Below are 25,040 nucleotides of genomic sequence, written 5' to 3' on the forward strand. Positions count from 1 at the left end.
TTAGTTCATCTTGCCATTACGGCCTTTAGTGCCCTGGCCGGGCGTTGCAGAGCCGGTACGCGAGTTAGCCTTGCCTTCGGCTTGTTGGTTGGTGCCATCAGTCATAGCCGAGGCGTTACCCTCCGAAGCGCTGGTAGCTTCAACAGGAGCATTAACTTTTATAATCTTCGAAAGGTCAGCCGGGTCGTTGTTTAGTTGCAGTACGTGCACGTACATCGCAATTTTCCAACGTTCCTCGGGGTTTACCTGCGAGCCGTGCGGCATCATGCGGTTTTTACCCCATTCGATGACGTGGTAGATGTGACCATCGTTCATCGTTTTATAGGCGCCGGTCGAGTAGTTAGGTACACCTTTATACTTCATACCAACTGGCCCCTGGCCATCGCCTTTTTCACCGTGGCAGTGCTGGCAATAGCGCGAGAATAACACTTGGCCTTCTTCGATATTAGCCTTAGTGTAGGCGTAGGGATTGCGCAGCGTACGCTCGGCAATGCCGACACTATCCTTGGGGATGTGGTCGAAATAGGCCAGCTTGCCACGCGGTACTGTACCAGCCGCCGGAGTGCGCTGATTGATACCAAACGAATTAATTTTGTTGAAGCTGATTTGGCGCAGCGGCTCGTAAGGAATCGACTCGTACATTTCCGGCGCATATTCTACGCCAGGGCTGTTGGGGTCGGGTGAGCACGATGCCACGCCAAGGCTCAGGGCTAGCGAGGCCGCGGACAGCCCGTATTTGAGGGAAGGCGACATCATTAGAATTTGGTCATTTCCTTTTGATTGACTTCGCTAGCCCCGTTTTCGCGGAGCAACTGGGTCAACTTAGGCATTTGGGAGCTGTTCTCATCTAGTTCGATGGCCACGACAAACTTATCGTCGGTCGAGCGTACATCCAGCACCGGCGTTTTGAAGCGGGGGTACAGTTTGGAAATAGTATAGAAAGTAATTACCATACCGTGGCAGGTAAAGAATACCGTCAATTCGAAGCTAACCGGGATGAAAGCAGGTAGCGCGATAGCGGGCTTGCCACCGATAATCATCGGCCAGTCGAAGCCCAGGGTATAAATCTGAAGCCAGAGTGCGAAGGCTAGCCCGCACATGCCGTAAAAGAAGGCGGCAATCGGCAAGCGCGAGCGCTCGATACCCAGCGCATCGTCAATGCCGTGTACAGGATAAGGCGAAAACACATCGTAAATCTTTACGCCAGCACCCCGAATGTTATCGATGGCGTGGAGCAGTACATCTTCATCATCGAAGATGCCGAGGGCAAAGCGCTTGGTCGAGCTGTGCGTGGCCGAAGCGGTGTGCGCAGTAGTCACCGGCGCGGCGGCGGTAACGGCAGGGCTAGTCATTTTGCTTATCGTAGTTTACGGGTGCCGAAGCCGGTACGCCGGGCGTAGAATAAGGAGCAGGCGAGGCATGATGACCGGGAGTGCGGCTGCCATCATTACTACCGCCGTAAGTCGGGCCATCGTTCACCGTGTACTTCAGGATGGTCTTTACTTCAGCCATGTTGATTACCGGGAAAAATTTGGCAAAGAGCAGGAATAGCGTGAAGAACAGGCCGATAGTACCCACGTACACCCCTACGTCAATGCGGGTTGGGGAGAACATTGCCCACGAAGAAGGCAGGTAATCGCGGTGCAGCGATGACACAATAATTACGAAGCGCTCGAACCACATCCCGATATTCACAATGATGGACAAAATGAACGTCATGGTGATGCTGTAGCGGATACGACGAATCCATACAAACTGCGGCGAGAGCACGTTGCAGCTCATCATGCTTAGGTAAGCCCACCAGTAGGGACCGGTCGCGCGGTTAATAAAGCAGTAACTTTCATATTCAACCTGCGAGTACCAGGCGATGAAGAACTCGGTAATGTAAGCTACGCCCACAATAGAGCCCGTAACCATCATGATTTTGTTCATGAGGGCGATGTGTTCGAGGGTGATGTAGTCTTCTAGCTTGAACACCACGCGGGTAATGAGCATCAGCGTCAGTACCATGGCGAAGCCCGAGAAGATAGCGCCAGCCACGAAATAGGGCGGAAAGATGGTAGTGTGCCAACCCGGCACCACCGAGGTAGCAAAGTCCATCGATACGATGGTATGCACTGAAAGCACCAGCGGGGTCGAAACACCAGCCAGAATCAATGATACTGTTTCGTAGCGCGACCAGTGCTTGGCCGAACCCGTCCAGCCCATGCTGAGCAGCGAGTAGCTCACTTTAGCGATTTTGCCCTTCGCACGGTCGCGGATGGTAGCGAAGTCGGGCACCAGGCCCGTGTACCAGAATACCAGCGATACCGTGAAGTAAGTGGAGATGGCGAACACGTCCCACAGCAGCGGCGAGTTAAAGTTAGCCCAGAGCGAACCCAGCGTGTTTTGTAGCGGGAATACGTAAAAGGCTAGCCACGGACGGCCCATGTGCAGCACTGGGAACATGGCAGCGCAGATTACGGCGAAAATCGTCATGGCTTCCGCCGCGCGGTTGATGGACGACCGCCACTTCTGACGGAACAGCAGCAGTACGGCCGAAATCAGCGTGCCGGCGTGGCCGATACCTACCCACCACACGAAGTTGGTGATGTCCCAGGCCCAGCCGATGGTTTTATTGAGACCCCACTCGCCGATGCCGTACCACAACGTGCGGTATACCGAGTAGAAGAATATCGCTAGGCCAATGAGCGCTACGCCCAGGGCACCCATCCAGCGGATGTTTGGCGCAGCTTCTACCTGATAGCAGATATCCTGCGTGACATCGTGGTACGTCTTACCACTCGTTACGAGCGGTTCACGTACTGGTGATACGTACTGCATAGTGAATGAATATTAGTGACTTAACTCTTACTTAGCGGGCAATTGGCAGCTTAGGCGTTTTCTTTCTCTTCGGCCGGGAAGAACTCGGCCGCGCCGTTGCGGATTTTGGTCAGGTACGTAATGTTGGGCTGCACGTTGATGGAATCGAGCACGTGGAAAGCCCGCTCGCCGTCTTCGCGACGCAGCAGCTGGCTGATGCGGCTAGCCGGGTCGCGCATGTCGCCAAAGAGGATAGCCTCGGTGGGGCACGACTGAGCGCAGGCAGTTACGATTTCGCCATCTTTCGGGCGACGCTTCTGCTTCTTGGCTTCGAGCTTGCCGAGCTGAATACGCTGCACGCACATCGAGCACTTCTCCATTACACCGCGGGCCCGCACCGTTACGTCAGGATTCAGCACCATGCGGCCGAGGTCGGTGAACATGTGGCCGTTTACATCCTCAAACTTCTCGTTGGAGTAGTACGAGAACCAGTTGAAGCGACGCACTTTATACGGGCAGTTGTTGGCGCAGTAGCGGGTACCTACGCAACGGTTGTAGGTCATCTGGTTCAGACCTTCCGAGCTATGGGTAGTAGCTAGCACGGGGCACACTGTTTCGCAGGGCGCGTGGTTGCAGTGCTGGCACATCATGGGCTGGAAAATCACCTGCGGATTGTCCGAAGGGTCTTCCATTGCTTTGTAGGTTTTCAGCTTACCTTCTTTCTCAAACTCGTCCTCGTGGTGGTCCGAGCTATAGTAGCGGTCGATGCGCATCCAATGCATCTCGCGGCGGTTGATAACCTGCTGCTTACCCACTACGGCAATGTTGTTCTCAGTCTGGCACCCAATCACGCACGAGCCGCAGCCGATGCACGAGTTGAGGTCGATGGCCATACCCCAGTGGTGGTCATTGTACTGGTAGTCCTGCCACAGCGAAACCTTGTTGGGCTTCTCCAGGCCCTCGGGCGTAGCAATGCGCTCGTACTCCGTTACCTCTTTGGGGTTTTCGCGGTACTTGGCTAAGGTATTTTCCTGCACTACCTCATGGCGGTCCATGATAGTGTGGTGCGTCTGGGTCTGGGCGATGGGGCTCGTAGCCCCCGTTTTCTCCAGCGTAACGGTATTATAGTACAGCACCCCGTTGGGAGTAGACTGAGCTAGCGGGAAAGCATTGGCGCCTACCGTGTCACCTACTTTACCGGCTTTGGTGCGGCCGTAGCCAACAGCGATACTTACCGTGCCATCGGCCTGGCCGGGCTGCACGAGCACCGGAACCTCGATGCTTTTGCCACCAGCAGTCACTTTTAGTACGTCGCCTTGCTGCCACTTCTGCTCTTCAGCCATCTTGCGTGGCACGGCTACGTAGTTGCCCCAGGTAGCTTTCGAGATGGGGTCGGGCAGCTCGTGCAGGAAGGGATTATTAGCCTCTACCCCACCCTCACCAATACCAACTTTCTCATACAGTACCGCTTCAATACCCGCTTTGGCACCGCCACCCAGGCGGCCGGTGGCATCCGCAATGCTGAGCGCCGGAGTGCCGAAAGCAGTGGTAGTCAATGCTGAGCCAGTGGCTACACCGTCATGAACAACTTTGTCCCAGGCGGCCTGGAAGCCATTGTTAGCTCCCAGTACCGTGCGCCAGCCGTCTTTCAAGAAGTTGTAGTACGACTCGTTCGAGCCGGCCCAGCGCAGGAAGGTCTCCTGGGCCTGACGAGTTTTGAAGAGTGGCGTAATAGCCGGCTGCGCTAGGCTCAGCGAGCCGCGCTTGGGTTCGTAGTCGTTCCACGACTCCAGCCAGTGGTGGTCGGGCGCCTGGTATTGACAAAGTGAGCCGGTTTCATCAAGGCGGTCGTTGAGCGAAACGGTTAGCGCAGCCTTATTATTTTTCAGCGCTTCTTCGATTTCGGCACCGCGTGGGTGGTTGAAAACGGGGTTAGCGTGGTAAAAAATCACTGTTCCTACAGCACCGCTCTTCAGGTCGCTGATGAACTGCGTCATGCGGGCATCTTCGCCTTGGCGGACAAACGACGGCGATGTGAGATTCAGCGTTGTACCCACATTGCCCAGCGACTGATTGAGGGCAGCAACTACCGTCTGAATAGCCGGGTCGTTCGAGCCTGCTACTACCAGCGAGGCTCCACGGTTAGCCTGCAACTCTTTCGCAGCCTGAGCCACTTGCTTCTGCGCAGCGGCCGAAAGGCCAGCCGTTGAGCCGCCGCCAGCTACTGCATTGTAGAGGGCTAGCGCCGCGGCTCCCATTTCCGAGGGCTTCACCGGTACGCGCACATCGGCGTTGGAGCCGGTGAGCGACAGGGCCGTCTCGAATTGGAAATGGCGCGACATAGTGCGCTTATCGGTGCTCACCTTCCGGTTGGTCACGTACTGGCGCGAATACTCAACCGGCGAAATCCAGGTACCCAAAAAGTCAGCCCCGAGGCTCACAATAACGTTGGCGCGGCTGAAATCATAAGCCGGCAATACACCACCGTTGGCTTGCAGCAAGCCCGAAGCCGAGTTCACGTCGTACATGACGTGCTCAAAATTATGAGCGCGGCCGGCTAGGGCCGCGATGGCCCGCTTGGTGCTGGGGCTGATAATGGTGGGCGAAACCAAAACTGTTTTGCCGTTGCCGCTGGCTAGGCCGGCGCGCACAGCGCGGTCTAACTCATCGAAGTCCACCTGCTTGCCCTTCGCCATAAAGTGCTGTAGGCGAGCACCATCGTAAAGATTGAGCACGGCTGCCTGGGCGCGGGCCGAAAGGCCACCGCGCGTAACGGGCGACTCGGGGTTGCCTTCCAGCTTAATCGGCCGGCCATCGCGGTTTTTCACTAGTACGGCATTGTAGTCCGAACCAGTGAAATAAGTGGAAGCGTAGAAGTTGGAAATCGTGGGGTCGATTTCTTCCGGCTTGTTGAGGTAAGGGATTGCCTTGTGCACCGGCGTTTCGCAGGCGGCTAGGGTAGCAGCGGCTACGCCAAAACCCATAAGCTTCAAGAAGTCGCGGCGCGGCGCTACCGACGAGTCGTCGGGGCTACCAGCACGCCCTTCTTTTACCGGCAAAAAGTCGGGAAACTCGGCGAAGGCGTTCTTCGCGAACTCCGGTGAGTTATCCAGCTCTTCAATTCCCTTCCAGTATTTCATTTTATCAGGTGTGAGACATTCGCAGTGAGGCAAGGGCCGGGGCGGCTGCCGCGAGGGGCTAGCCGCGCCCGGCACTCAACTCATGTCTTTATAAAAGCTTAGCTAGGAAAATATTAGTAGTGGCACTTCGAGCACTCGGTACCGCCGTTCGACGACACGGTGAAGGGCACGGCGTTGTTCGACTTGTCGTGCAGTTTCACGAGGTTGTCGTAATAGGCGTTGCCTTTCGTGTTGAGCGGCGTCTCGCGGTGGCAGTTGATGCACCAGCCCATCGTGAGGGCTGAATATTGGTATACCACTTCCATGTTCTGGATGGGGCCGTGGCAGGTCTGGCACTGAATGCCACCGACTTGCGTGTGCTGCGAGTGGTTGAAGTAAGCAAGGTCGGGTAGGTTGTGCACGCGCACCCACTGGATGGGTTGCTTACGCTCGATAGCCCGGTAGATTTTCTTGATTTCCGGCGACTCCGTCTTAATCTGCGAGTGGCAGTTCATGCAGATGTTTGCCGAAGGAATGTTCGCCGACTTACCCTTGTATACCGAAGTGTGGCAGTAGGCGCAATTAATCTGATTTTCGCCAGCGTGAATTTTGTGCGAGAACGCAATCGGCTGGGTTGGCTGGTAGCCCTGGGTCAGGCCCACTGCCATTACACTTTGTACACCTTCGTAGAGGAGCACTAGGGCGAACACCGTACCCACGATACCGCGCAACACCGGCGAGTAGTAGAGCTTGGTCCAGTCAAAGCGCTGGTTCAGCACCTCTACGTCGCGGCCATCAAGGTCTTTACGGCCTTGCAGCACGTCCTTCATCAGGTTAGCGATGATGGCCAGGGTTACCACCAGCACAATCAGCACCACTACCAGTACGATGAGTAGAATGTCGGTGTAACCACCGGCCGCTGCGCCGGCCGCAGCACCCCCGGTTTGACCATCGGCAGCAGCAGCATTGCCGGCGGTAACACCGCCGGTGCCTGCTGTAGCACCACCTTCCTGCGAGGTAACCCAAGCCACAATGCTCGTAATCTCCTTATCCGACAGCTGCGGGAAAGCGGGCATTTGCTGCTTGCCGTTGTCGTTATATAGCTTCACGGCATACTCGTCGCCGCTAGCAATAACTTTCGACGAATTGTGTACCCACGGAATAATCCAGGAAATGGGGCGGCGTTTGCTGATGCCACCCAGTGCCGGACCAACTACTTTGTCGTTAACTGCGTGGCACTGGGCGCAGTTGTTTTTGAAAAGTGCGTCGCCAGCGGCAATTGCGGCGGCGTCGCCGCCACCGGCACCTTGTGCACCAGCGGGCGCGGCGGCGGCGGCCGGCGTGGCGGTAGCAGCGCCACCGGGAGTAACGCCGTTTTTGCTAACGGTGGCAGTCTCCTGGGCCAAAGCCGGAGCCGCGACGGCTAGAAATAGTGCTAGCACCCAAGAACTGGTGCGTGATAGAAAGCTATTCATCATCCAAACGAACCGGTAAAACGGATTGCGGGCGTACCCTTTCCGGGGTACAAATGTAGGCTAGGAATCGTGGGCGGCAAAGGTGAGAATGGCATTTTCAGGTTACTCCATCTTATTTGGAAGCAAACTAAATTCACTTTACGACCTGCTTTCGCATCCTAGGTATTACTAAGATATTGGCTGCTTGGGCAACTTGCTTTCAATGGCTTTGTTTTTTCTGCTAGCATAATAAGCGTATAAAATCCCGGCAACAGCCAATTCTTTTCTTAAGCGGCCCTAGCCAATTTAAACAAGCCGGCAAGCTGTTGAGGCACAGCCTTGGTAATGCGCCGAAAAATCAGTACCTTTGCCCCCCGATTCATTTTTTTCACTTTCATAAATCAACCCCGTCAATGGACGTAAGAAATTACGAGACGGTCTTCATCCTCACCCCGTGCTGAACGAGGGCCAGGTGCAAGAGACGGTCGAGAAGTTCTCGCAGGTGCTTAAGGAAAATAGCGCCGACCTCATTTCTACTGAAGCCTGGGGCTTGCGCAAGCTGGCTTACCCGATTCAAAAGAAATCCACCGGTTATTACTTCACGCTGACCTACAATCACAGCGGCGAAGGCAACATCGTAGACGTGCTAGAGCTGGCATTTCGTCGTGACGAGCGGGTAATCCGCTTCCTCACCACGGTGCTCGACAAGCACGCTGTGACGTACAACGAGCGCCGTCGTAACGGCGAAATGAACCAACAGAAGGCGCCCCAGGCGGCCGAAGCCGTAGCTCAGTAACCCTCTAGCACGCAACACGATGGCTACGCAAAATAACCGTAATAACAACAACCGCGACAACGGCAACAAGCCGGTTGACACGCGCAACAAGTACTGCCGCTTCAAGAAGAACGGTATCAAGTACGTAGACTATAAGGACCCGAACTTTCTACTGAAGTTTGTGAACGAGCAGGGCCGCTTGCTGCCCCGCCGCATCACTGGCACCAGCCTGAAATTCCAGCGCAAAGTGGCTCAGGCGGTAGCAAAAGCTCGTCACCTGGCCCTAATGCCCTACGTAACTGACGCCCTGAAATAGACCTAAGACATGGAAATCATTCTGAAAGACGACGTTAAGGGTCTGGGCTACAAGAACGACCTCGTAACGGTAAAATCCGGCTACGGCCGCAACTACCTCTTGCCGCAGGGTTTGGCTATTCTGGCTGATAAATCGGCCAAAAAAATTGTAGCCGAGAACGTGCGCCAGGCGGCTCACAAAGCTGAGAAGGTGAAAGCTGATGCCCAGGCAGTAGCTGACCAGATTGGCGCCCAGGTGTTCGACCTACCTGCCAAAGTGGGTGAGACCGGCAAAATCTTTGGCCGTGTAACTACGCTGCAACTGGCTGAAGCGCTGAAAAACAAGGGCATCGACGTAGACCGCAAGCGCCTGAGCTTCGACCAGGAGCCCACCACGGCCGGCGACTACACCGCTACCCTGAACCTGCACAAGGAAGTGAAGCACACCATCAACTTCCGCGTAGTGGCTGCCTAAGGGCTAGCCGCCAGCACGTTAGCAAGACGCCCTGCCGCGAGGTGGGGCGTCTTTTTTTGGGCCTACCTTTGCGATTCATGTTTCGGACAGAACTAACTATTGCGCCGCAGGAGCGGCAACTAGCCCGCACGGCGCGGGTGCTCACGGTAGGCTCGTGCTTTGCCGACAGCATCGGCACCCGGCTGCGGCTGAATAAAGTAAATGCGCTCGTCAATCCTTTCGGGACGGTGTTTCAACCGCTAGCCCTGGCGCAGCTTTTGCGCGCCGCCGCCGGTGAAGAACAGGACTGGCAGCAGCACCTGGTAGAAGCGCGCGGCCGCTGGCAGAGCTACGACTTTCACAGCACCGTGGGGGCCGAGTCGCCGGTCGAACTGTTGCAGCTAATTCAGGAAACCGTGCGCCGGGTGGGCGACTTCGTGCGCACCGCCGATGCGGTGGTGCTAACGCTGGGCACCGCCTGGGCCTACCGCCTGCGCGAAACCGGCGAGTTGGTGAGCAACCTGCACAAGCTGCCGGCCAGCCTCTTCGAAAAAGAGCTGCTGACGGCTGATGAGATGGTAAACGGGCTAGCCGAGGTCCACGCCTCGCTACGCCGGCTTAATCCTGACGTACGCATTGTGCTCACCGTGAGCCCAGTGCGTCATATTAAAGACACGCTATCGCTGAACGCGGTGAGTAAGTCGGTACTGCGCGTAGCTTGTCACTACCTGAGCGAATTGCTGCCCGGGGTGAGCTACTTCCCGGCCTACGAGCTGCTATTGGATGAACTGCGCGACTACCGCTTCTATGCCAGCGATATGTTGCACCCGTCGGAAGTAGCGGAGGATTACATCTGGGACAAGTTTGCGCGGGCTTACTTCGACGCTGATTTTGGTCGCTTCCGCAAGGAGTGGGCCGCCGTGCGGCAGTCGCTGGGCCACCGGCCACTGCACCTGGGTGCGCCCGAGCACCGCACCTTCCTCGACCAAACCGCCGAGCGCCTCGAGCGCATGAGCGGCCAGGGCGTAGATGTGCGCCAGGAGCTGCGCGACGTGCAGCGTCAGCTAGCCGCCCTGCCGCCGCCCAAGCCAGTACGCGTGCCTATTGCGGAACCCGATGACGACGAGGAGCGCATCGACATTGGCAGTGAGCAAGCTACTGCTGCGGAAACTCTCCCGCTGGCAGCAACTCAGCCGGAACGGCGCGATGATAATCGCCGCAGCGGCAGACGCAACGACCGTAACAATCGCCCCAACCGCGACCGCCGCGGTAGCCAGGAAAATAGTTCTGTTGTGCAGCCTGGGGCCGTTGAGCCAGCGGCTGAACTGGTTGATGATAGTTCGTTAATCGGCGACTTAACCGTTGCCGCCGATGCGGAAGCGTTGCTTACCAACGACGAGAATATCTTACTGCCGACTGAAGAAAGCTCCGCTTATCCCGCCAAGAAGAAAAAGCGCCGCTCGCGGGGCGGGGCCAAGCGCACGGCCCGCAAGCATGCCGCCCGCCTGGCTGCCGAGCAAACGGAAGATACTTCCGGCAAAAACCCGGATGCCTTAGCAGCAGAAGAACTGGCCCAGGAAGCCGCCCAGGAAATAGCCGGTGTATTGCCCAGTGAAATCCTGTTGGAAGCAGGTACTGCAAACGAGGCCCCGCTTATTTCACCGCCACTCACGGGCGCAACGCATACTGAACCAGTTGCGACCGCGCCCACCGAGCCGGCTACCGCCGTGCGCAAGCGCGGCACGGGGCCTACTCCCAAGAAATCGAAAGTCATTGCGAAGTCCGGGCTGGTGAAGCGCGGTGGGCGGCGCAATGAATTGTACCGCAACCCTACCCCGGCCGAAAAAGCAGCGGCCGAGGCGGCCACCGAAGCAAGCCCGGCGATGGCCCCGATTATTTCGCCTCCCCTTATTCCGGTCGCCTTGCTAGAGCGCCCGGCCGTGCTGGATACGATGGTGGCTAGCCCCGCCGAAACAACTGCCGCAACCACGCTATCCCCACAGGAAGCAGTCTCTGCCGTCGGCACAACCGCCACGGCTGCTGGCAAGCCCCGCCGCGGCCGCCCAAAGGCAGCAGGGGCTAGCCCTGCTGTTACTCCGGCAGCCAGTACTGAAGCAACGCCCGCTCCAGTTGAAGCCGCCGCTCCTGCCCCACCAGAAACGCCGGCGCAACGCCCGGCTAAAGCCCCCAAATCAGCCCCTAAAAAGCCAGCTGCCCGAAGAAAGCAGCGCCCAAAAAGCCTAGTGCGAAAAAGACTCCGGCTAAGCGCGCCGCGCCGCCAGCTACCGACGCGCCAGCCGCTTAATTTTTTAAAACCCAGCCCTGCCGGCTGGGTTTTATTTTACCCCGCTACCCGCTGCCCTATGTCTGCCTCCCCTACCCAGCCCGCCAACCGGCTAGCACACGAAACCAGCCCTTACCTGCTGCAACACGCGCACAACCCCGTGGACTGGTATCCGTGGGGCCCCGAAGCGCTGGCCAGGGCCCAGGCTGAGCAAAAACCCATCCTAGTCAGCATTGGCTACGCGGCCTGCCACTGGTGCCACGTGATGGAGCGCGAATCGTTTGAGAACGAGCAGGTGGCGCGGGTAATGAACGAGCATTTCGTTTGCATCAAGGTAGACCGCGAGGAGCGGCCCGACGTGGACCAGATTTACATGGACGCGGTGCAGGCAATGGGCATTCAGGGCGGCTGGCCACTCAACGTGCTGCTCACGCCCGCAGCCAAGCCATTTTATGGCGGCACGTACTTTCCGCACTCCAACTGGGTAAAGCTGCTCGAAAACGTGGCCCAGGCCTACGCCGGCGAGCACCGCGCCGAGCTGGATGGGTCGGCCGAGCGCTTTGCCCAAGTGTTGCAGGCTAGCGAGCTGGAGAAATACGGGGCGGCCGGCGAGCTAGCCAGCACCGGCGTGACGGACGAGGAATTCAAGCTGCTGGTCTACAATCTGGCGCAGCGCTTCGACCGCGAGCGCGGCGGCACCAACCGCGCGCCTAAGTTTCCGATGCCTAGCATCTGGCGTTTTTTGCTGCGCGCTCATCACATTTCGGGTAGCCAGCAGGTGCTTAGTCAAGTCAACCGCACGCTGCGCGAAATGGCGTGGGGCGGCATCTACGACCAGGTGGGCGGCGGCTGGGCCCGCTACTCGGTCGATGCGGAGTGGCTGGTACCGCACTTCGAGAAAATGCTCTACGATAACGGCCAGCTGCTCAGCCTTTACAGCGAGGCCTTCCAGGTGACGCAAGACCCACTCTACCGCGAAGTCGTGTTTCAAACCGCGAATTGGGTGCGGCGCGAATTGACCAACCCGGAAGGCGGCTTCTATTCGTCGCTCGACGCCGATAGCGAAGGCGAGGAAGGTAAATTCTACGTCTGGACCCGCGAAGAATTGCAAAGAATATTGGGTGACGAGGAGCCGCTAGCCTCGGCTTACTACCAGTGCACCGGCGTGGGCAACTGGGAGCACGGCCGCAACATTCTGCACAGGCGGCAGCCCGACGAGGACTTTGCACAAGAGCATAATCTGGAGCCTCACGTGCTGGCCAAGCTCATCCACGGCTGGCAAAAAGCGCTGCTAGCCGCGCGCGCCAAGCGCGTGCGGCCGGGCCTCGACGACAAAGTGCTGACCGGCTGGAATGCCCTCATGCTCAGCGGCCTGCTCGCAGCGTACCGTGCTTTTGGCGAGCAAGAATTCTTGGACCTTGCCCTGCGCAATGCCGAATTTCTGCAAGCCAACCTGCGCCAGGGGCCGCGCCTCTACCGCACCTGGAAAAACGGCCGCGCCACCATCAACGGCTTTCTGGAAGACTACGCGCTGGTAATTGAAGCCTATGTGAGCCTCTACGAAGCCACCTTCACCGAAAGCTGGCTGCACGAGGCTAAAACGCTGGCTAGCTACGTGCTCGATAATTTCTTTGACCCTGCCGAGCAGCAGTTCTTTTATACCGACGCCAGCGCCGAGCCGCTCATTGCCCGCAAAAAGGAGTTGTTCGACAATGTCATCCCCGGCTCCAACTCGGTGATGGCGCACAACCTGTTGCGCCTGGGCCGGCACCTGGAAAATACTGACTATCAAAGCCTGGCCGCCGCTATGCTAGCCCAGGCGCAGGCGCTAGTAGTGAGGGAGCCGCAGCACCTCACCAACTGGGCCAGCCTCTACGTGGCACTGCTGCGGCCCGGTGCCGAAGTAGCCATCGCGGGGCCACAAGCCGAGAAGTTTCGCCAGCAGCTAGGACGGCATTTTCTACCCAACGAGGTGCTGGCCGGCACCTTGACTACCAGTAATTTGCCCCTGCTGGAGGGACGCAGCGGCACCGACCGCACCACTATTTACGTGTGCCGCCACCGCGCCTGCCAGCTGCCAGTGCACACCGTAGCCGAGGCGCTGGCGCAGCTAACCCTGCCCGAGCAATAAGCCGCTTTGCCACGACCCATCTCCAGGCGGTTGGGGTTATCTTTACTATTCGCCTGCCCTAGCCGTTTCCCGTGTCGCTTACGTTTGAATTTGCCTCTCCCACGCCCGCCCCGGCGGCGATGCCCGACCGGGTAACGCTGTTTGTGGACGTGATTTTGCCGCTGCCGCTGCCTAAGCTCTATACCTACCGGGTGCCTTTCGAGCTGAACGACAACGTGGTAATTGGCGGCCGGGTCATTGTGCAGTTTGGGGCCAAGCGCACGCTCAGCTGCATCGTGGCCGCCGTGCACGAAACGCCGCCCAAGGACTACCAGGCCAAATACATTCTGGAGTTTATTGACGACGCGCCCGTCGTGACCCAGCCACAGCTCAAGCTATTTCGCTGGATAAGTGAGTATTACCTCTGCACCCTGGGCGAGGTGATAAATGCCGCCCTGCCGGCCGCGCTCAAGCTCAGCTCGGAGTCGCGCATTCAGCTACATCCTGCTTACCTCACTGAGGGCAGCCCCTACCCGCTCGACGAAAAGGAGCAGCGCATCGTCGACAACCTGCGCACGGAGGATGGCAAGGCCCTGACCTTTACTGAAGTGGGCGACCTGCTAGGTATCGCTTCCTTTCACAAGGTTATTAAGTCGCTGATGCAAAAAGACATCATCTTTCTGTTTGAGCAGCTTTCCGATAAGTACACGCCCAAGGTGCTGAAGAAGGTGCGGCTAGCCCACCACTACGTGAGCACCGCCGCCGTGGAGCGGCTATTTGAGGACCTGGCTGCCAAGCCCAAGCAGGTCGATGTGCTACTCAAATACTTGCAGCGCGTACCGGTGCACCACAACGAGCACCTCAACCACCAAGGCATCGAAAAGGCTTACCTCACCAGCTCGCCGCACTTGTCGGCCTCGGCCGTGAACACGCTGATTAAGAACGGCGTGCTGGAGCAGTTCGACCAGATTGTGTCGCGCTTTCCGCTGGAGGAAAACCCGCTGGCGCAGATGCCTTATCAGCTCAGTGAGGCTCAAACAACGGCCCGCGACGAGGTAATGACGCTTTTTGACCAGAAAAACATTGTGCTGCTGCACGGCGTCACGGGTTCAGGCAAGACGGAGATTTACATTGACCTCATCCGGCAGGCGCTGGATGGTGGTGGGCAAGTACTCTACTTACTGCCCGAAATCGCGCTCACGGCTCAGATTGTGACCCGCCTCATGCGCGTCTTTGGCTCGCGGCTAGGGGTGTACCACTCTAAATTCTCGGACAACGAGCGCGTGGAAGTCTGGAATGGTGTGCTCTCGGGGCGCTTCCAGGTGGTAGTGGGCGTGCGCTCGGCGGTGTTCCTGCCGTTTGATAATCTGAGCCTGATTATCGTGGACGAGGAGCACGAAAGCTCGTACAAGCAGTATGACCCCGCCCCGCGCTACAACGCCCGCGAGGTGGCTCTGATGATGGGCAACTTTCAGGGTGCCAAGGTGCTACTAGGCTCGGCCACGCCGGCCGTCGAAACTTATTACCAGGCGCGGCTAGGCCGCTACGGCCTCGTCACGCTGAGCAAGCGCTTTGGCGAGGCTGGCATGCCCGAGATTGAGTTGATTGACACCCGCAAGCTGCGCGCCGAGAAGAAGATGCACAACCACTTCTCGGCTGACTTGCTGAACGCGATGGAAAGCAAAATCGCGCAGCAGGAGCAGGTTATCCTGTTCCAGAACCGACGCGGCTATGCCCCGGTCACGGAGTGCAACGACTGCGGCTACATCCCTAAGTGCCAGAGCTGCGCCGTGAGCTTGAGCTACCACAAGCACGCCCACGAGCTGCGCTGCCACTACTGCGGCTACCACGAAGGCATGCCCACGCAGTGCCCGGCCTGCGGCTCGCGCGCGCTGCGCACCCAAGGCTTTGGCACCGAGAAGCTGGAAGACGACCTCAAAATCATGCTGCCCCAGGCCAACGTGCAGCGCATGGACTTGGACACGACGCGCGCCAAAAACGCCTACCAGCAGATTATCGGCGACTTTGAGCAGCAAAAAACCAACGTACTCGTGGGCACCCAGATGGTAACCAAGGGCCTCGATTTTGAAAACGTGAGCCTGGTGGGCATCGTCAATGCCGACGCCATCATTCACTACCCCGACTACCGGGCCCACGAGCGCGCCTACCAGATGTTTGTGCAGGTGAGCGGCCGGGCCGGGCGCAAGGGTAAGAAAGGCAAAGTGCTCATTCAAACCGGCGACCCAACGCAGGTAATCTTCGACAAGGTTATCCGCAACGACTACCTGGAGTTTTACGAGTACGAGATAACCCAGCGCCGCGAGCACGAGTACCCGCCCTTTGCCCGCATGATACGCCTGACGGTGAAGCACATGGACCAGGAGCTGGCGCAGCAAGCCGCCATATTGCTCACGCAGGAGCTGGCCGACCGCCTGGGGCGCGGGCCGGTGCTCGGGCCCGAGGCACCTTATATTTTCCGTATTCGCAATTTCTTTTTGCAGGAAATAGTCATCAAGCTCAGCCGCGAACACACCGTGCTGAAAGCTGCCAAGCTAGCCATTTGCGCCGCGCTGGAGGTAGTGCGCGACCAAAAAGAATATCGCCAGGCCCGGCTGATAGTGGATGTTGACCCGATGTAGTGCGCAGACATTAATTACCGCTTCTTAAAAAGCCCCGGCTGCAAGACGCAGCCGGGGCTTTTTGGTGAAACTTCACGATGCAGCTTAAATCTGGTCGAGCAACCAGAGCACAATGAAAATCAGGCCGATGACGGCAATGATGGCCCCGATAAAGCCATTGAGCAAGCCTACGAGCAAGCCAATCAGCAGCAGCACAATACCAATTTTCAGGTTGCCGCTAACCGCGCCGCGGGCTGTCGAGGCTGTGTTATCACCTTGGCGGGCGCTTATTTTCTGCGTTTGCTTATTCAGCTTACGCATCACTTTGTTCAGTGCCAGGCGCTGCACCACGTTGAGCTTGGGAGCGGCGACCGGGGTAGTAGCCATGGTAGTTGGAGCAGCAGCAACAACTGCCTCTGTCTCTGCACTCGCAGCCGTTTTGGGCGTAGCGGCTGCACTGGGCGCGGTAGCTACCGTGACCTCGGGTGCAATGGCAGGCGCTTCAGGCGTTGCAACCTGGCTGGCCTCTGCTGCCTGCGCGGGCGTAGCCGTGGAGGTGGCTACCGGGGCCGCATAGTGCGCTTTGGGCGCGGCGGCAGTAGTGCCGAGGTAGGAGTCGGCTTTGGGCAGGAAGGCATAGTTGGCGCGGCTGCACGAGCCCAGCGCCAGTGCGCCGGTGAGGACCACTGCGAGGCGGCCCAGGGTAGAAGTGAGGTTCTGCATAAGGTGAAAAGCAAAAAGGTTAGTGAAAGAATTGTGCCCGCATTACGTTAGTAAAATGGTTTTGGCTGAGTCTGGCGCATTTTTTTTATTCACGCAAGCGGCGGGGCTCACGTAGCTTCGCCATCCAGGGCTGAACGCTAGGCCTCCCGCCGTTGTTGTGCGGCTGGCAAAAGCCGGTTTTGGACTGACGTTATTACTTATGAGATATGCCGTAGTGCTTTGGGCTGGCCTGGCAACCGTAGCAGGAATTACCGCCTGCACCCAGCTCCCGATGGAGTCGAACGTGGTGAATGCGGCTAGCCTGCGGGCCACTACTATCACGGCGCGCCCGCCCGATTCGGCGGGCTACGTGAGCCGCCCCCCCGCGACCCCAACGGCATTGGCCGCTACTACCAAGGCCGGCAAATTGCCCACGTAATGGGCCACGAGGGCGCCGATTGGCTGGAGCGCGCCGACCGCCCTCAGGAAGAAGGCACTAATGCGCTTATTAAGGAGCTGCACCTCAAGCCCACCGATGTGGTGGCCGATATCGGGGCGGGCACGGGTTTTTTTTCGTTTCGGCTAGCCCCGCTCGTGCCGCGCGGCCGCGTGCTGGCCGTGGATATTCAGCCCGAAATGGTGGCTGAGCTAAGGCAGCGCCAAACCAGAAATGGCCTGCGCAACGTGGAGCCCGTGCTCGGCACCACCACCGACCCGCACCTGCCCGCCAGCGCCGTCGATGTAGTGCTCATCGTGGATGCCTACCACGAGTTTGACCACCCGCGCGAGATGGGCCAAGCCATTCGGCAGGCCCTGCGGCCCGGCACCGGCCGGCTAGCCCTGGTCGAGTACCGGGCTGAAGACCCGAATGTGCCCATCAAGGCCATTCACAAAATGACTGTGGAACAGGCCCGCAAGGAGATGGCCGCCATCGGCCTGGAGTTTGTGGAAGTGCGCGAAACGCTGCCGCAACAGCATTTGCTGCTGTTCCGACGGCCCCAATAATTTTCAACGAAACAGCGCGTCATGCTTCTTCCATCAGCACGACGCGCTGTTTGAGCAGGATGCCTAGCGCTTCATAAGGCGCTCAATGTCGGCTAGCTCCAACGGGATGTCGGCCATCAGGTCCTCGTTGCCATTAGGCGTAATGAGAAAGTCGTTTTCGAGACGAATGCCTAGCTTCTCTTCGCGGATATAAATGCCCGGCTCGATGGTGTACACCATGCCCGCCTCAAACTTGCGATATTTATAGCCGACATCGTGGACGTCGAGGCCCAGGTAGTGGCTGGTGCCGTGCGGGAAATACTTCTTGTAGAGTGGCGCGTCGGGGTCCTGGTTCTTCACGTCGCTGGCATTCAGCAGGTCCAGCCCAATGAGTTCCCGCTCCATCGCCTGGCCCACGGCTTTGTGATAGGCTTCGATTTCATTGCCTGCTACGAGCTGGGTTTTGGCGAATTTAAATACCCGTAGCACGGCCTCATACACCTGGCGCTGGCGCGGCGTGTAGGTGCCACTGACCGGGATGCTGCGCGTGAGGTCGGCGGCGTAGTTGGCGTATTCGGCGCCGAAGTCGAGCAGCAGCACGTCGCCGTCCTGGCACTGCCGGTCGTTGGAGATGTAGTGCAGAATGGTCGCACTTTCGCCGCTGCCGATAATGCTGGTATAGGCCGGCCCGCGCGAGCCGCTCCTGATGAATTCGTGCATTATCTCAGCTTCCACCTCATACTCCCACACGCCCGGCTTCACAAAGCCCAGTAGGCGCCGGAATGCATTGCCGGTGATTTCGCAGGCGCGGCGCATAAGCCGGATTTCCTCGGAGCTTTTGATGGCCCGCAGCTGGTGCGTGAGCTTGGCAGCGCGGCGGTACTGGTGCAGGGGGTAGCGGCGCTGCAGGCTCTTGATGAGGCGGGCGTCGCGGGTTTCAACTTCTACCACGGCCCGGATGTGCTCGTTTGAATTGAGGTACACGTACTCGGCCTCGTTCATGAGGGCCGGCAGCACGGTTTCGAACTGGTCGACCCACATAATGGTGGGGATGCCCGACACCTGGCGTGCTTCTTCCTTGGTCAACTTATAGCCTTCCCACACCAGAATCAGCTCCGAGGTTTCGCGCACAAACAGGATTTCGCGGTGCTTTTCGAGCGCCGCGTCGGGGCAAATGACGAGGATGGTTTCCTCCTGGTCGACGCCCGAGAGGTAAAACAAATCGGTGTTTTGCTTGAGCGCCAGCGTACCGTCGGCATTGGTGGGCAGAATGTCGTTGGCGTTAAAAATAGCCAGCGACTGCGGCGGCAGCAACTCGCGAAAGCGGCGGCGATTTTCAACAAACAGCTCGGGGGCAATGGGACCGTAGCGCATACTGAAGCGGGAAAAAACGGGTTAGGAAGCGCAAGTTACGGCTGGCCCCAACCCGCGCCCGGCTGGCCGGCGGTAATTTTGCCCGGTCCCTACCCCCCTCCGGCGCGGCAAGTCCACTTTCCCTATGCTTTATCTGCTCCGGCAAACCCGCACCTTTTTGATTCCCTACGCCGCGCTGCTGTTGCTACTCGGCACCGTGCTGCTGGCCACGCCCAAGCACACGGCTTTTTTCTGGGTAAATAGCCACAACACGCCGTTTTTCGACCAGTTTTTTCGGCCCTTCACCAACGTGGGCGACGGGCTGTTCTACGTGCTTATCACGCTGGGGCTGCTGTTTGCGCGCTTCCGCTGGGCGCTGGTGAGCTTCGTGTGCTTTGCCGTGACCTCGCTAGCCGCCCAAATCGGCAAGCAACTCATCTTTACGGGCCATCCCCGGCCCTTCCGCTATTTCAGCGAAAACCCGGGCTTTCCAGCCTTGCACGTAGTAGAGGGGGTAGTGATGGGTACGCTCAAGAGCTTCCCATCGGGACACTCCACGTCGGCGTTTTCGGTATTCCTGCTGCTTACGCTCTTGGTGAAGGACAAGCGCTGGGGCTACGCCTTTGTGGCGCTGGCGGCGCTCACTGCCTACTCGCGGGTGTACCTGGCCCAGCACTTTGTAGAGGATGTATACGCCGGCTCGGTGCTGGGCACCGGCCTTACCCTAGCAGTACTAGCCTGGCTCTTACCCTACCTGGAGCAGCACCCAAAAGCCTGGTACCAGTGGCGCCTGCGCCGCCCAGGGCAAACGGCGCGTCCGTAGTATCTCACCTCCTAGCCCCAATCCAAAAGCGAGGGCACTAGTTTTTGAAAGCTAGTAGAGTACGTTCCCCTCCTTTTAGGAGTGGGGGCTAGGGGGTGGAGTTTACACCAGTTGGGGCACCAGCACTTCGCGGCCGATGCGCTGGGTGCGGCGGCGCAGCAGGTCCACTACCTCGGCCTCGGTGCGCGCCGTACCATCGAGCAGCACAAAATGACGGGCCAGCAAGTCGTAGCGCTTGGCCATGAGGTAGAAGAAAATGTGCAGGAAGTGGATGCCGTCGAACACAATGGCTTCATTGCTAGCATACTGCGCCAGATTTTGGCGGAAGTGGTGCGGGTGGTCGGTCCAGTGCAGGGCCGGCTTGAGGTGGTGGCTAATATGGTAGCCGTCGTTCCAGCATTTGTGGTTGTAGCTGGTGTTGATGCAGGTCACGCTGTTGCGGTAACAGTTTTCGGGGCTGGCGGCGTCGATAAAGGCGTGCTGTGCCCAATTGCCGAGCATCATAATAACCCGCGAGAGTAGGAAAGGCGCCACAAACACGGCCAGCGTAGCCGGCAGATTCACGAAGGCCAGCGCCAACGTGAGGCCGGCGTAGAGAATTTCACCGCGCAGCAGGCGGTAGCGCAGCGTGGCTTTGTTACGCAGCGTGAAGTAGCTGGCTAGCTTGGCCACGCCCAAAAACAGGAAGTCGCCGAGGTAGCGCAGAAACCCGCGCAGCGAATCGCGCTGATAGAACATGGTCGAGCTTTCGTCATCAGGCAGATTATTTTCGGGATGGTGCATGCCCATGTGGTGCACGAAATACGACTCCGGCGTTTGGCCAAACAGCGGCCCCAGCACCCACGGAATGTAGTGGTTCAGCCAGCCGTGCTTCTTCTTGAACAGCACGCGGTGACTGGTGCAGTGTAGCATTAATCCAAACGGCCCTTTAAAGCGCGCATTGCTAAAGAAAAAAAACAGCCCGAAAGTGGCCCACCACCACGCCCCGCGCAAGGCGGGCACAAACAGTAGTACTGCCAGCGGCAGCATGGTCGCCGATATTTTCAGGATGAGGTAGGCAAACGGCAGGTCACGCTCGTCTTGCAGATAGCGGGCCAGCCAGGTAGCCAAGCGCGAAGGGGTAGCCGCCCGGGTGTACACCGGGTCGGTGGAGACTGCTAATACTTTCATAAAGTGACACCGGCGTGTATCGTCCCCTCTCGTCTGCAGCCGGAGGCAGACTGCTAAGCGCAAGCAAATGAGGCCGGTGCTTGAATAGCGACTGAATGCCGCCCTAGTAGACAAACCAAAAGGGCCGCTACTGAGCCGTTACAACGCTAAGCCTGCAAAGTAGTTCGGTATTCCGTCAAAATACTTATCGGCCAGCGGGAAAAATACTTATCATATCATACCCTCTCGTCTCGGCTTATAATTAGTAAAATCGGCCTTTTGGCCCGGCCTGGGCAGTGGTATCTTTACTTTCTAACTGTCCTAGTCGCCATGCCCGTTTTTTCGCACCTTCATTCTCACACGCAGTACTCCTTGCTTGACGGCCAGGCCAGTATCGGCGCGCTCATGAAAAAAGCGCAGGCCGACGGCATGCCCGCGGTGGCCCTCACCGACCACGGCAACATGTTCGGGGCGTTCAACTTCGTGGCCGAGGCCAACAAGTACAACGTGAAACCCATCGTGGGCTGCGAGTTTTACATGGTGGCCGACCGCCACAAGAAGACGTTTCTGCGCGAGAAGGGCGAAAAAGACGAGCGCTTTCACCAGCTGCTGCTAGCCAAAGACCAGGCCGGTTACCACAACCTGAGCAAGCTCTGCTCGATGAGCTTCATCGAGGGCGTGTACTCCAAGTTTCCGCGCATCGATAAGGAGCTGCTGCTCAAGTATCACGAGGGCCTGATTGCTACCAGCTGCTGCATCGGCGCCGAGATTCCGCAGGCCATTCTCTTCGAAAGTGAGGCCAAGGCCGAGGAGTTGCTGAAGTGGTGGCTCGATGTGTTTGGCGACGACTACTACATCGAGATTCAGCGGCACGGGCTGATGAACTTCGATGGCACCGGCAAAAGCCAGGAAGACGTGAATCAGGTGCTGCTAGGCTTCGCCAAGAAGTATAACGTCAAGGTTATCTGCACCAACGACTCGCATTATGTAGACCAGACCGACTACGCGGCCCACGACCTGCTGCTGTGCGTGAACACGGCCGAGGAGCGCAGCATCCCGGTCGGCGACTTCGAGACAAACTACTACACCGTGCTCACCGCCGACCAGCGCGTGCACTACGACACCCTCGACAACCTGCGCGGTGCCCACGGCTACGACGAGAACGCCCGGCGCATGCTTTCGCGCATCGACGAGGAACTGCAAAAGCCGCCCAAGCAGCGCCGCCGCCGCTTCGGCTTCGCCAACGACCAGTTCTTCTTCAAGAGCCAGGCGCAGATGAACGAGCTATTCAGCGACGTGCCCGAAAGTGTGGATAACACCAACGAGATTGTGGATAAGATAACGCCGCCCAAACTGGCGCGCGACATCCTGCTTCCCAACTTTCCCATTCCCGCGCCCTTCGCCAACGCCGACGAATTCTTGCGCGAGCTCACTTATGTGGGCGCCTTCGGCCCCGGCGCTGGTAGCGGCTCGGTCACGATGACCAAGCCCCCACGCTACGCCGAGCGCACCCCCAAGGTGGAAGAACGCCTTGATTATGAGTTGCGCATCATCCAGACGATGGGCTTTGCGGGCTACTTCCTCATCACGCAGGACTTCATCAACCACGGCCGCAACATCGGGGTGGCCGTGGGTCCCGGCCGGGGCTCGGCCGCCGGCTCGGCCGTGGCCTACTGCGTGGGCATCACCAACATCGACCCGATTAAGTACTCGCTGCTGTTCGAGCGCTTTTTGAACCCCGAGCGCGTGTCGATGCCCGATATCGACATCGACTTTGACGACGTGAACCGCCAGAAAGTCATTGACTACGTGGTGGGTAAGTACGGCAAAACGCAGGTGGCCCAGATTATCACCTTCGGTACGATGGCCGCCAAGTCGTCCATCAAGGACGTGGCTAGGGCGATGGAATTGCCGCTGCCCGCCGCCAACGAAATTGCCAAGCTCGTGCCCGAAAAGCCGGGTACTACCCTAGCCGGCGCCTTCCGCGACGTGCCGGAGCTAGCCGCCATCCGCAACGACCAGAGCGACCTGAAGGGCCAGATTCTGGCCCTGGCCGAGCGCCTCGAAGGCTCGGTGCGCAACACCGGCATTCACGCAGCTGGCGTCATCATCGCCCCAGATGATATCACCAACTACATCCCCGTTTCGACCTCCAAGGACTCGGACCTGCTCATCACGCAGTTCGACGGCAAGGTGATTGAATCGGCCGGGATGCTGAAGATGGACTTTCTGGGCCTCAAAACCCTGACTATCATTGTCGATGCCCTTAATTTGATTGAGCGCAACCACGGCGTCAAAATCGATATCGACGACATCCCGCTCGACGACCCCAAGACCTACGCGCTCTACCAGCGCGGCGACACCATCGGCACGTTCCAGTTTGAATCTGAAGGGATGCGCATGTACCTCAAGGACTTGAAGCCGACCAACATCGAGGACTTGATTGCCATGAACGCCCTGTACCGGCCCGGTCCGATGCAGTTCATCCCCGACTTCATCAACCGCAAGCACGGCCGCGAGCCCGTGGAATACCCGCACGACCTGCTAAAACCCATCCTGGAGTACAGCCAGGGCATCATGGTGTACCAGGAGCAGATTATGCAAACGGCCCAGATTCTGGCCGGCTACTCGCTAGGGGGCGCCGACTTGCTGCGCCGCGCCATGGGTAAGAAGGACATGAAGAAGATGGCGATGGAGCGCGAGAAGTTCATCAAGGGCGCGGGCGAGCTGCACAAAATCCCGGCGAAGAAGGCCAACGAAGTCTTCGACGTGATGGAGAAATTTGCGGAGTACGGCTTCAACCGCTCGCACTCGGCCGCCTACTCGGTGGTAGCGTATCAGACTGGCTACCTGAAGGCTAACTACCCCGCAGAGTACATGGCCGCCGTGCTCACCAACAACATGGGCGACATCAAAAAGGTGACCTTCTTCATCGAGGAAGCCCGCAAGCAGGGCGTGGCCGTGCTCGGCCCCGACGTGAACGAAAGCGAGCAGAAATTCAACGTACCGCGCGAAAACCAGATTCGCTTCGGGCTAGCCGCCGTGAAGGGCGCGGGCGAAGCAGCCGTACTGGAGCTCGTGGACGAGCGCAAGAAAAGCGGGCCGTTTACCGACGTGTTCGACTTTGCTAAGCGCGTGAACCTGCGTTCGGTAAACAAGAAAACCTGGGAAAGCCTGGCCCAGGCCGGTGCCTTCGACAGCTTCGAGAAGTATAATCGCCGCCAGTTTATGGACGCCCCGGCCGGCGACCAGAACCTTATCGAGAAGGCGATGAAGCTGGGCCAGCAGCACCAGGCGGCCAAGGAATCGGCGCAGCACAGCTTGTTTGGGGCTAGCGCTTTCGGGGCCGTGGCCGCACCGCTGCCCAAGGTCAATGACTTGGAAGAGTGGAGCGCCCCCGAGAAGCTGCGCCGCGAAAAGGAAGTAGTAGGCTTCTACCTCTCGGGCCACCCGCTCGACACCTACCGCATGGAAATCGACGCCTACTGCACCTGCCCGCTCGACCAGCTCGACGCGCAAAAAGGGAAGGATGTGAACGTGGCGGGTCTCATCTCGGGCGTGCAGTTTCGCACCACCAAGAGCGGCCAGCCAATGGCTTCGTTCAACATTGAAGACTACGATTCGAGCATCAACCTGGCGCTGTTTCGCGACGACTACACGCGCTTCGGCCCGCTCATCAACCCCAAAAACTACCACAACGAGCAGGTGCCGCCTCTGTTCATCCGGGGCAAGATGGAGCTGCGCTACGGCACCCAGGACCAATGGGAGCTGAAAATCAAGAACATGGAGCCGCTAGCCCAGGTAGCTGATAAGCTGAGCAAAGGCGTGCGCGTGAAACTTGACCTACGCACCGTGACCGGCCCCATGATTGACCGCCTGCAGGAAGCCATCGAGCACGCCAAGGGCTCGAAGCGCCTGGAAATACAATTTGTAGAGCCCCACGAGCGGCTGGCCGTAGATATGTTTTCGCGCCGCTTTCAGATTGAGCCTAAGACGTTTATCGAGAAGATGCGCGAGTTTGAGCTGGATGTGTGCGCGCTGATATAGACCGCCTGAAGACCGGCTGAACTTTCCCTTACCCCGTTTGTTTTACCACAACTCCGCTACCTTGCAGCTTCG

16 protein-coding genes and 1 pseudogene are annotated in these 25,040 nt (G+C 58.5%); 9 read left to right on the top strand and 8 right to left on the bottom strand.

Translation table 11 applies throughout. From position 1 onward, the window contains the following. From GKZ68_RS13230 to GKZ68_RS13250, 5 genes are all read right to left on the bottom strand, one after another. Complete coding sequence (locus GKZ68_RS13230) at positions 1-756, bottom strand: cytochrome c (RefSeq protein WP_254243990.1); 756 nt, start codon at positions 754-756, stop codon at positions 1-3. Beyond that, positions 756-1,352, bottom strand: a complete 597-nt coding sequence (locus GKZ68_RS13235) for a DUF3341 domain-containing protein (RefSeq protein ID WP_173115565.1) — start codon at positions 1,350-1,352, stop codon at positions 756-758. The genes GKZ68_RS13230 and GKZ68_RS13235 overlap by 1 nt, the downstream gene beginning before the upstream one ends. Continuing rightward, on the bottom strand, positions 1,345-2,823 hold the full coding sequence (gene nrfD / locus GKZ68_RS13240; RefSeq protein WP_173115568.1) for an NrfD/PsrC family molybdoenzyme membrane anchor subunit: 1,479 nt from the start codon (positions 2,821-2,823) through the stop codon (positions 1,345-1,347). Before nrfD ends, GKZ68_RS13235 begins: the two co-directional genes overlap by 8 nt. A gap of 50 nt (positions 2,824-2,873) precedes the next feature. Next, positions 2,874-5,942, bottom strand: a complete 3,069-nt coding sequence (locus GKZ68_RS13245; protein ID WP_173115570.1) for a TAT-variant-translocated molybdopterin oxidoreductase — start codon at positions 5,940-5,942, stop codon at positions 2,874-2,876. A 113-nt stretch (positions 5,943-6,055) separates the two neighbouring features. After that, positions 6,056-7,327 carry a cytochrome c3 family protein gene (locus GKZ68_RS13250; RefSeq protein ID WP_254243991.1) on the bottom strand — a complete coding sequence of 424 codons (1,272 nt, stop codon included), beginning with the start codon at positions 7,325-7,327 and terminating at the stop codon, positions 6,056-6,058. A 461-nt stretch (positions 7,328-7,788) separates the two neighbouring features. Here GKZ68_RS13250 and rpsF point away from each other — a divergent pair. The 5 genes and pseudogenes from rpsF (at position 7,789) to priA (ending at position 15,931) form a co-directional block, all read left to right on the top strand. Beyond that, a pseudogene (gene rpsF / locus GKZ68_RS13255) lies at positions 7,789-8,171 on the top strand (30S ribosomal protein S6). A gap of 19 nt (positions 8,172-8,190) precedes the next feature. Further along, positions 8,191-8,466 (top strand): 30S ribosomal protein S18, encoded by a 276-nt coding sequence (gene rpsR, locus GKZ68_RS13260; protein ID WP_173115574.1) that lies wholly within the window; start codon positions 8,191-8,193, stop codon positions 8,464-8,466. A gap of 9 nt (positions 8,467-8,475) precedes the next feature. Then, positions 8,476-8,919: a 50S ribosomal protein L9 gene (gene rplI / locus GKZ68_RS13265; RefSeq protein ID WP_173115576.1), complete on the top strand. Its 444-nt coding sequence runs from the start codon at positions 8,476-8,478 to the stop codon at positions 8,917-8,919. A 77-nt stretch (positions 8,920-8,996) separates the two neighbouring features. Continuing rightward, on the top strand, positions 8,997-13,313 hold the full coding sequence (locus GKZ68_RS22725; RefSeq protein WP_217275255.1) for a GSCFA domain-containing protein: 4,317 nt from the start codon (positions 8,997-8,999) through the stop codon (positions 13,311-13,313). A 71-nt stretch (positions 13,314-13,384) separates the two neighbouring features. After that, the gene (gene priA, locus GKZ68_RS13280) at positions 13,385-15,931 is read left to right on the top strand and encodes a primosomal protein N' (protein WP_254243992.1); all 2,547 of its coding nucleotides are present in this window, start codon (positions 13,385-13,387) and stop codon (positions 15,929-15,931) included. A gap of 84 nt (positions 15,932-16,015) precedes the next feature. Here priA and GKZ68_RS13285 read toward each other — a convergent pair whose 3' ends face one another. After that, the gene (locus GKZ68_RS13285; RefSeq protein WP_173115579.1) at positions 16,016-16,633 is read right to left on the bottom strand and encodes a hypothetical protein; all 618 of its coding nucleotides are present in this window, start codon (positions 16,631-16,633) and stop codon (positions 16,016-16,018) included. Between the two features lie 199 nt (positions 16,634-16,832). Here GKZ68_RS13285 and GKZ68_RS22150 point away from each other — a divergent pair, with 199 nt between their 5' ends. Then, a complete protein-coding gene (locus GKZ68_RS22150; RefSeq protein ID WP_254243993.1) occupies positions 16,833-17,051 on the top strand; it encodes a hypothetical protein in 219 nt (72 codons plus the stop codon). Further along, entirely contained in the window at positions 17,051-17,617 is a 567-nt protein-coding gene (locus GKZ68_RS13290; RefSeq protein WP_254243994.1) for a class I SAM-dependent methyltransferase, read from the top strand. Before GKZ68_RS22150 ends, GKZ68_RS13290 begins: the two co-directional genes overlap by 1 nt. Positions 17,618-17,680: 63 nt before the next feature. On the opposite strand, the gene GKZ68_RS13295 is transcribed toward GKZ68_RS13290, so the two are convergent. Then, on the bottom strand, positions 17,681-18,970 hold the full coding sequence (locus tag GKZ68_RS13295) for an aminopeptidase P N-terminal domain-containing protein (protein ID WP_173115581.1): 1,290 nt from the start codon (positions 18,968-18,970) through the stop codon (positions 17,681-17,683). Between the two features lie 124 nt (positions 18,971-19,094). Here GKZ68_RS13295 and GKZ68_RS13300 point away from each other — a divergent pair, with 124 nt between their 5' ends. Next, complete coding sequence (locus tag GKZ68_RS13300) at positions 19,095-19,772, top strand: phosphatase PAP2 family protein (RefSeq protein WP_173115583.1); 678 nt, start codon at positions 19,095-19,097, stop codon at positions 19,770-19,772. Between the two features lie 102 nt (positions 19,773-19,874). On the opposite strand, the gene GKZ68_RS13305 is transcribed toward GKZ68_RS13300, so the two are convergent. Then, positions 19,875-20,942 carry a fatty acid desaturase gene (locus GKZ68_RS13305; protein ID WP_173115585.1) on the bottom strand — a complete coding sequence of 356 codons (1,068 nt, stop codon included), beginning with the start codon at positions 20,940-20,942 and terminating at the stop codon, positions 19,875-19,877. A gap of 309 nt (positions 20,943-21,251) precedes the next feature. Between GKZ68_RS13305 and dnaE the strand changes: the two genes are divergently transcribed. Then, positions 21,252-24,968, top strand: a complete 3,717-nt coding sequence (dnaE, locus tag GKZ68_RS13310; protein WP_173115587.1) for a DNA polymerase III subunit alpha — start codon at positions 21,252-21,254, stop codon at positions 24,966-24,968. The last annotated feature ends 72 nt before the right edge of the window (positions 24,969-25,040 follow it).

Origin of the sequence: Hymenobacter sp. BRD128, from assembly GCF_013256625.1 — a bacterium.
Classification (GTDB): domain Bacteria; phylum Bacteroidota; class Bacteroidia; order Cytophagales; family Hymenobacteraceae; genus Hymenobacter.

What these genes read in the sequence shown, in the direction of transcription:
- GKZ68_RS13230 (WP_254243990.1), bottom strand. Translation starts at nt 756, where the DNA reads ATGATGTCGCCTTCCCTCAAATACGGGCTGTCCGCGGCCTCGCTAGCC.
- GKZ68_RS13235 (WP_173115565.1), bottom strand. Translation starts at nt 1,352, where the DNA reads ATGACTAGCCCTGCCGTTACCGCCGCCGCGCCGGTGACTACTGCGCAC.
- nrfD (WP_173115568.1), bottom strand. Translation starts at nt 2,823, where the DNA reads ATGCAGTACGTATCACCAGTACGTGAACCGCTCGTAACGAGTGGTAAG.
- GKZ68_RS13245 (WP_173115570.1), bottom strand. Translation starts at nt 5,942, where the DNA reads ATGAAATACTGGAAGGGAATTGAAGAGCTGGATAACTCACCGGAGTTC.
- rpsR (WP_173115574.1), top strand. Translation starts at nt 8,191, where the DNA reads ATGGCTACGCAAAATAACCGTAATAACAACAACCGCGACAACGGCAAC.
- rplI (WP_173115576.1), top strand. Translation starts at nt 8,476, where the DNA reads ATGGAAATCATTCTGAAAGACGACGTTAAGGGTCTGGGCTACAAGAAC.
- GKZ68_RS22725 (WP_217275255.1), top strand. Translation starts at nt 8,997, where the DNA reads ATGTTTCGGACAGAACTAACTATTGCGCCGCAGGAGCGGCAACTAGCC.
- GKZ68_RS13285 (WP_173115579.1), bottom strand. Translation starts at nt 16,633, where the DNA reads ATGCAGAACCTCACTTCTACCCTGGGCCGCCTCGCAGTGGTCCTCACC.
- GKZ68_RS22150 (WP_254243993.1), top strand. Translation starts at nt 16,833, where the DNA reads ATGAGATATGCCGTAGTGCTTTGGGCTGGCCTGGCAACCGTAGCAGGA.
- GKZ68_RS13290 (WP_254243994.1), top strand. Translation starts at nt 17,051, where the DNA reads ATGGGCCACGAGGGCGCCGATTGGCTGGAGCGCGCCGACCGCCCTCAG.
- GKZ68_RS13295 (WP_173115581.1), bottom strand. Translation starts at nt 18,970, where the DNA reads ATGCGCTACGGTCCCATTGCCCCCGAGCTGTTTGTTGAAAATCGCCGC.
- GKZ68_RS13300 (WP_173115583.1), top strand. Translation starts at nt 19,095, where the DNA reads ATGCTTTATCTGCTCCGGCAAACCCGCACCTTTTTGATTCCCTACGCC.
- GKZ68_RS13305 (WP_173115585.1), bottom strand. Translation starts at nt 20,942, where the DNA reads ATGAAAGTATTAGCAGTCTCCACCGACCCGGTGTACACCCGGGCGGCT.
- dnaE (WP_173115587.1), top strand. Translation starts at nt 21,252, where the DNA reads ATGCCCGTTTTTTCGCACCTTCATTCTCACACGCAGTACTCCTTGCTT.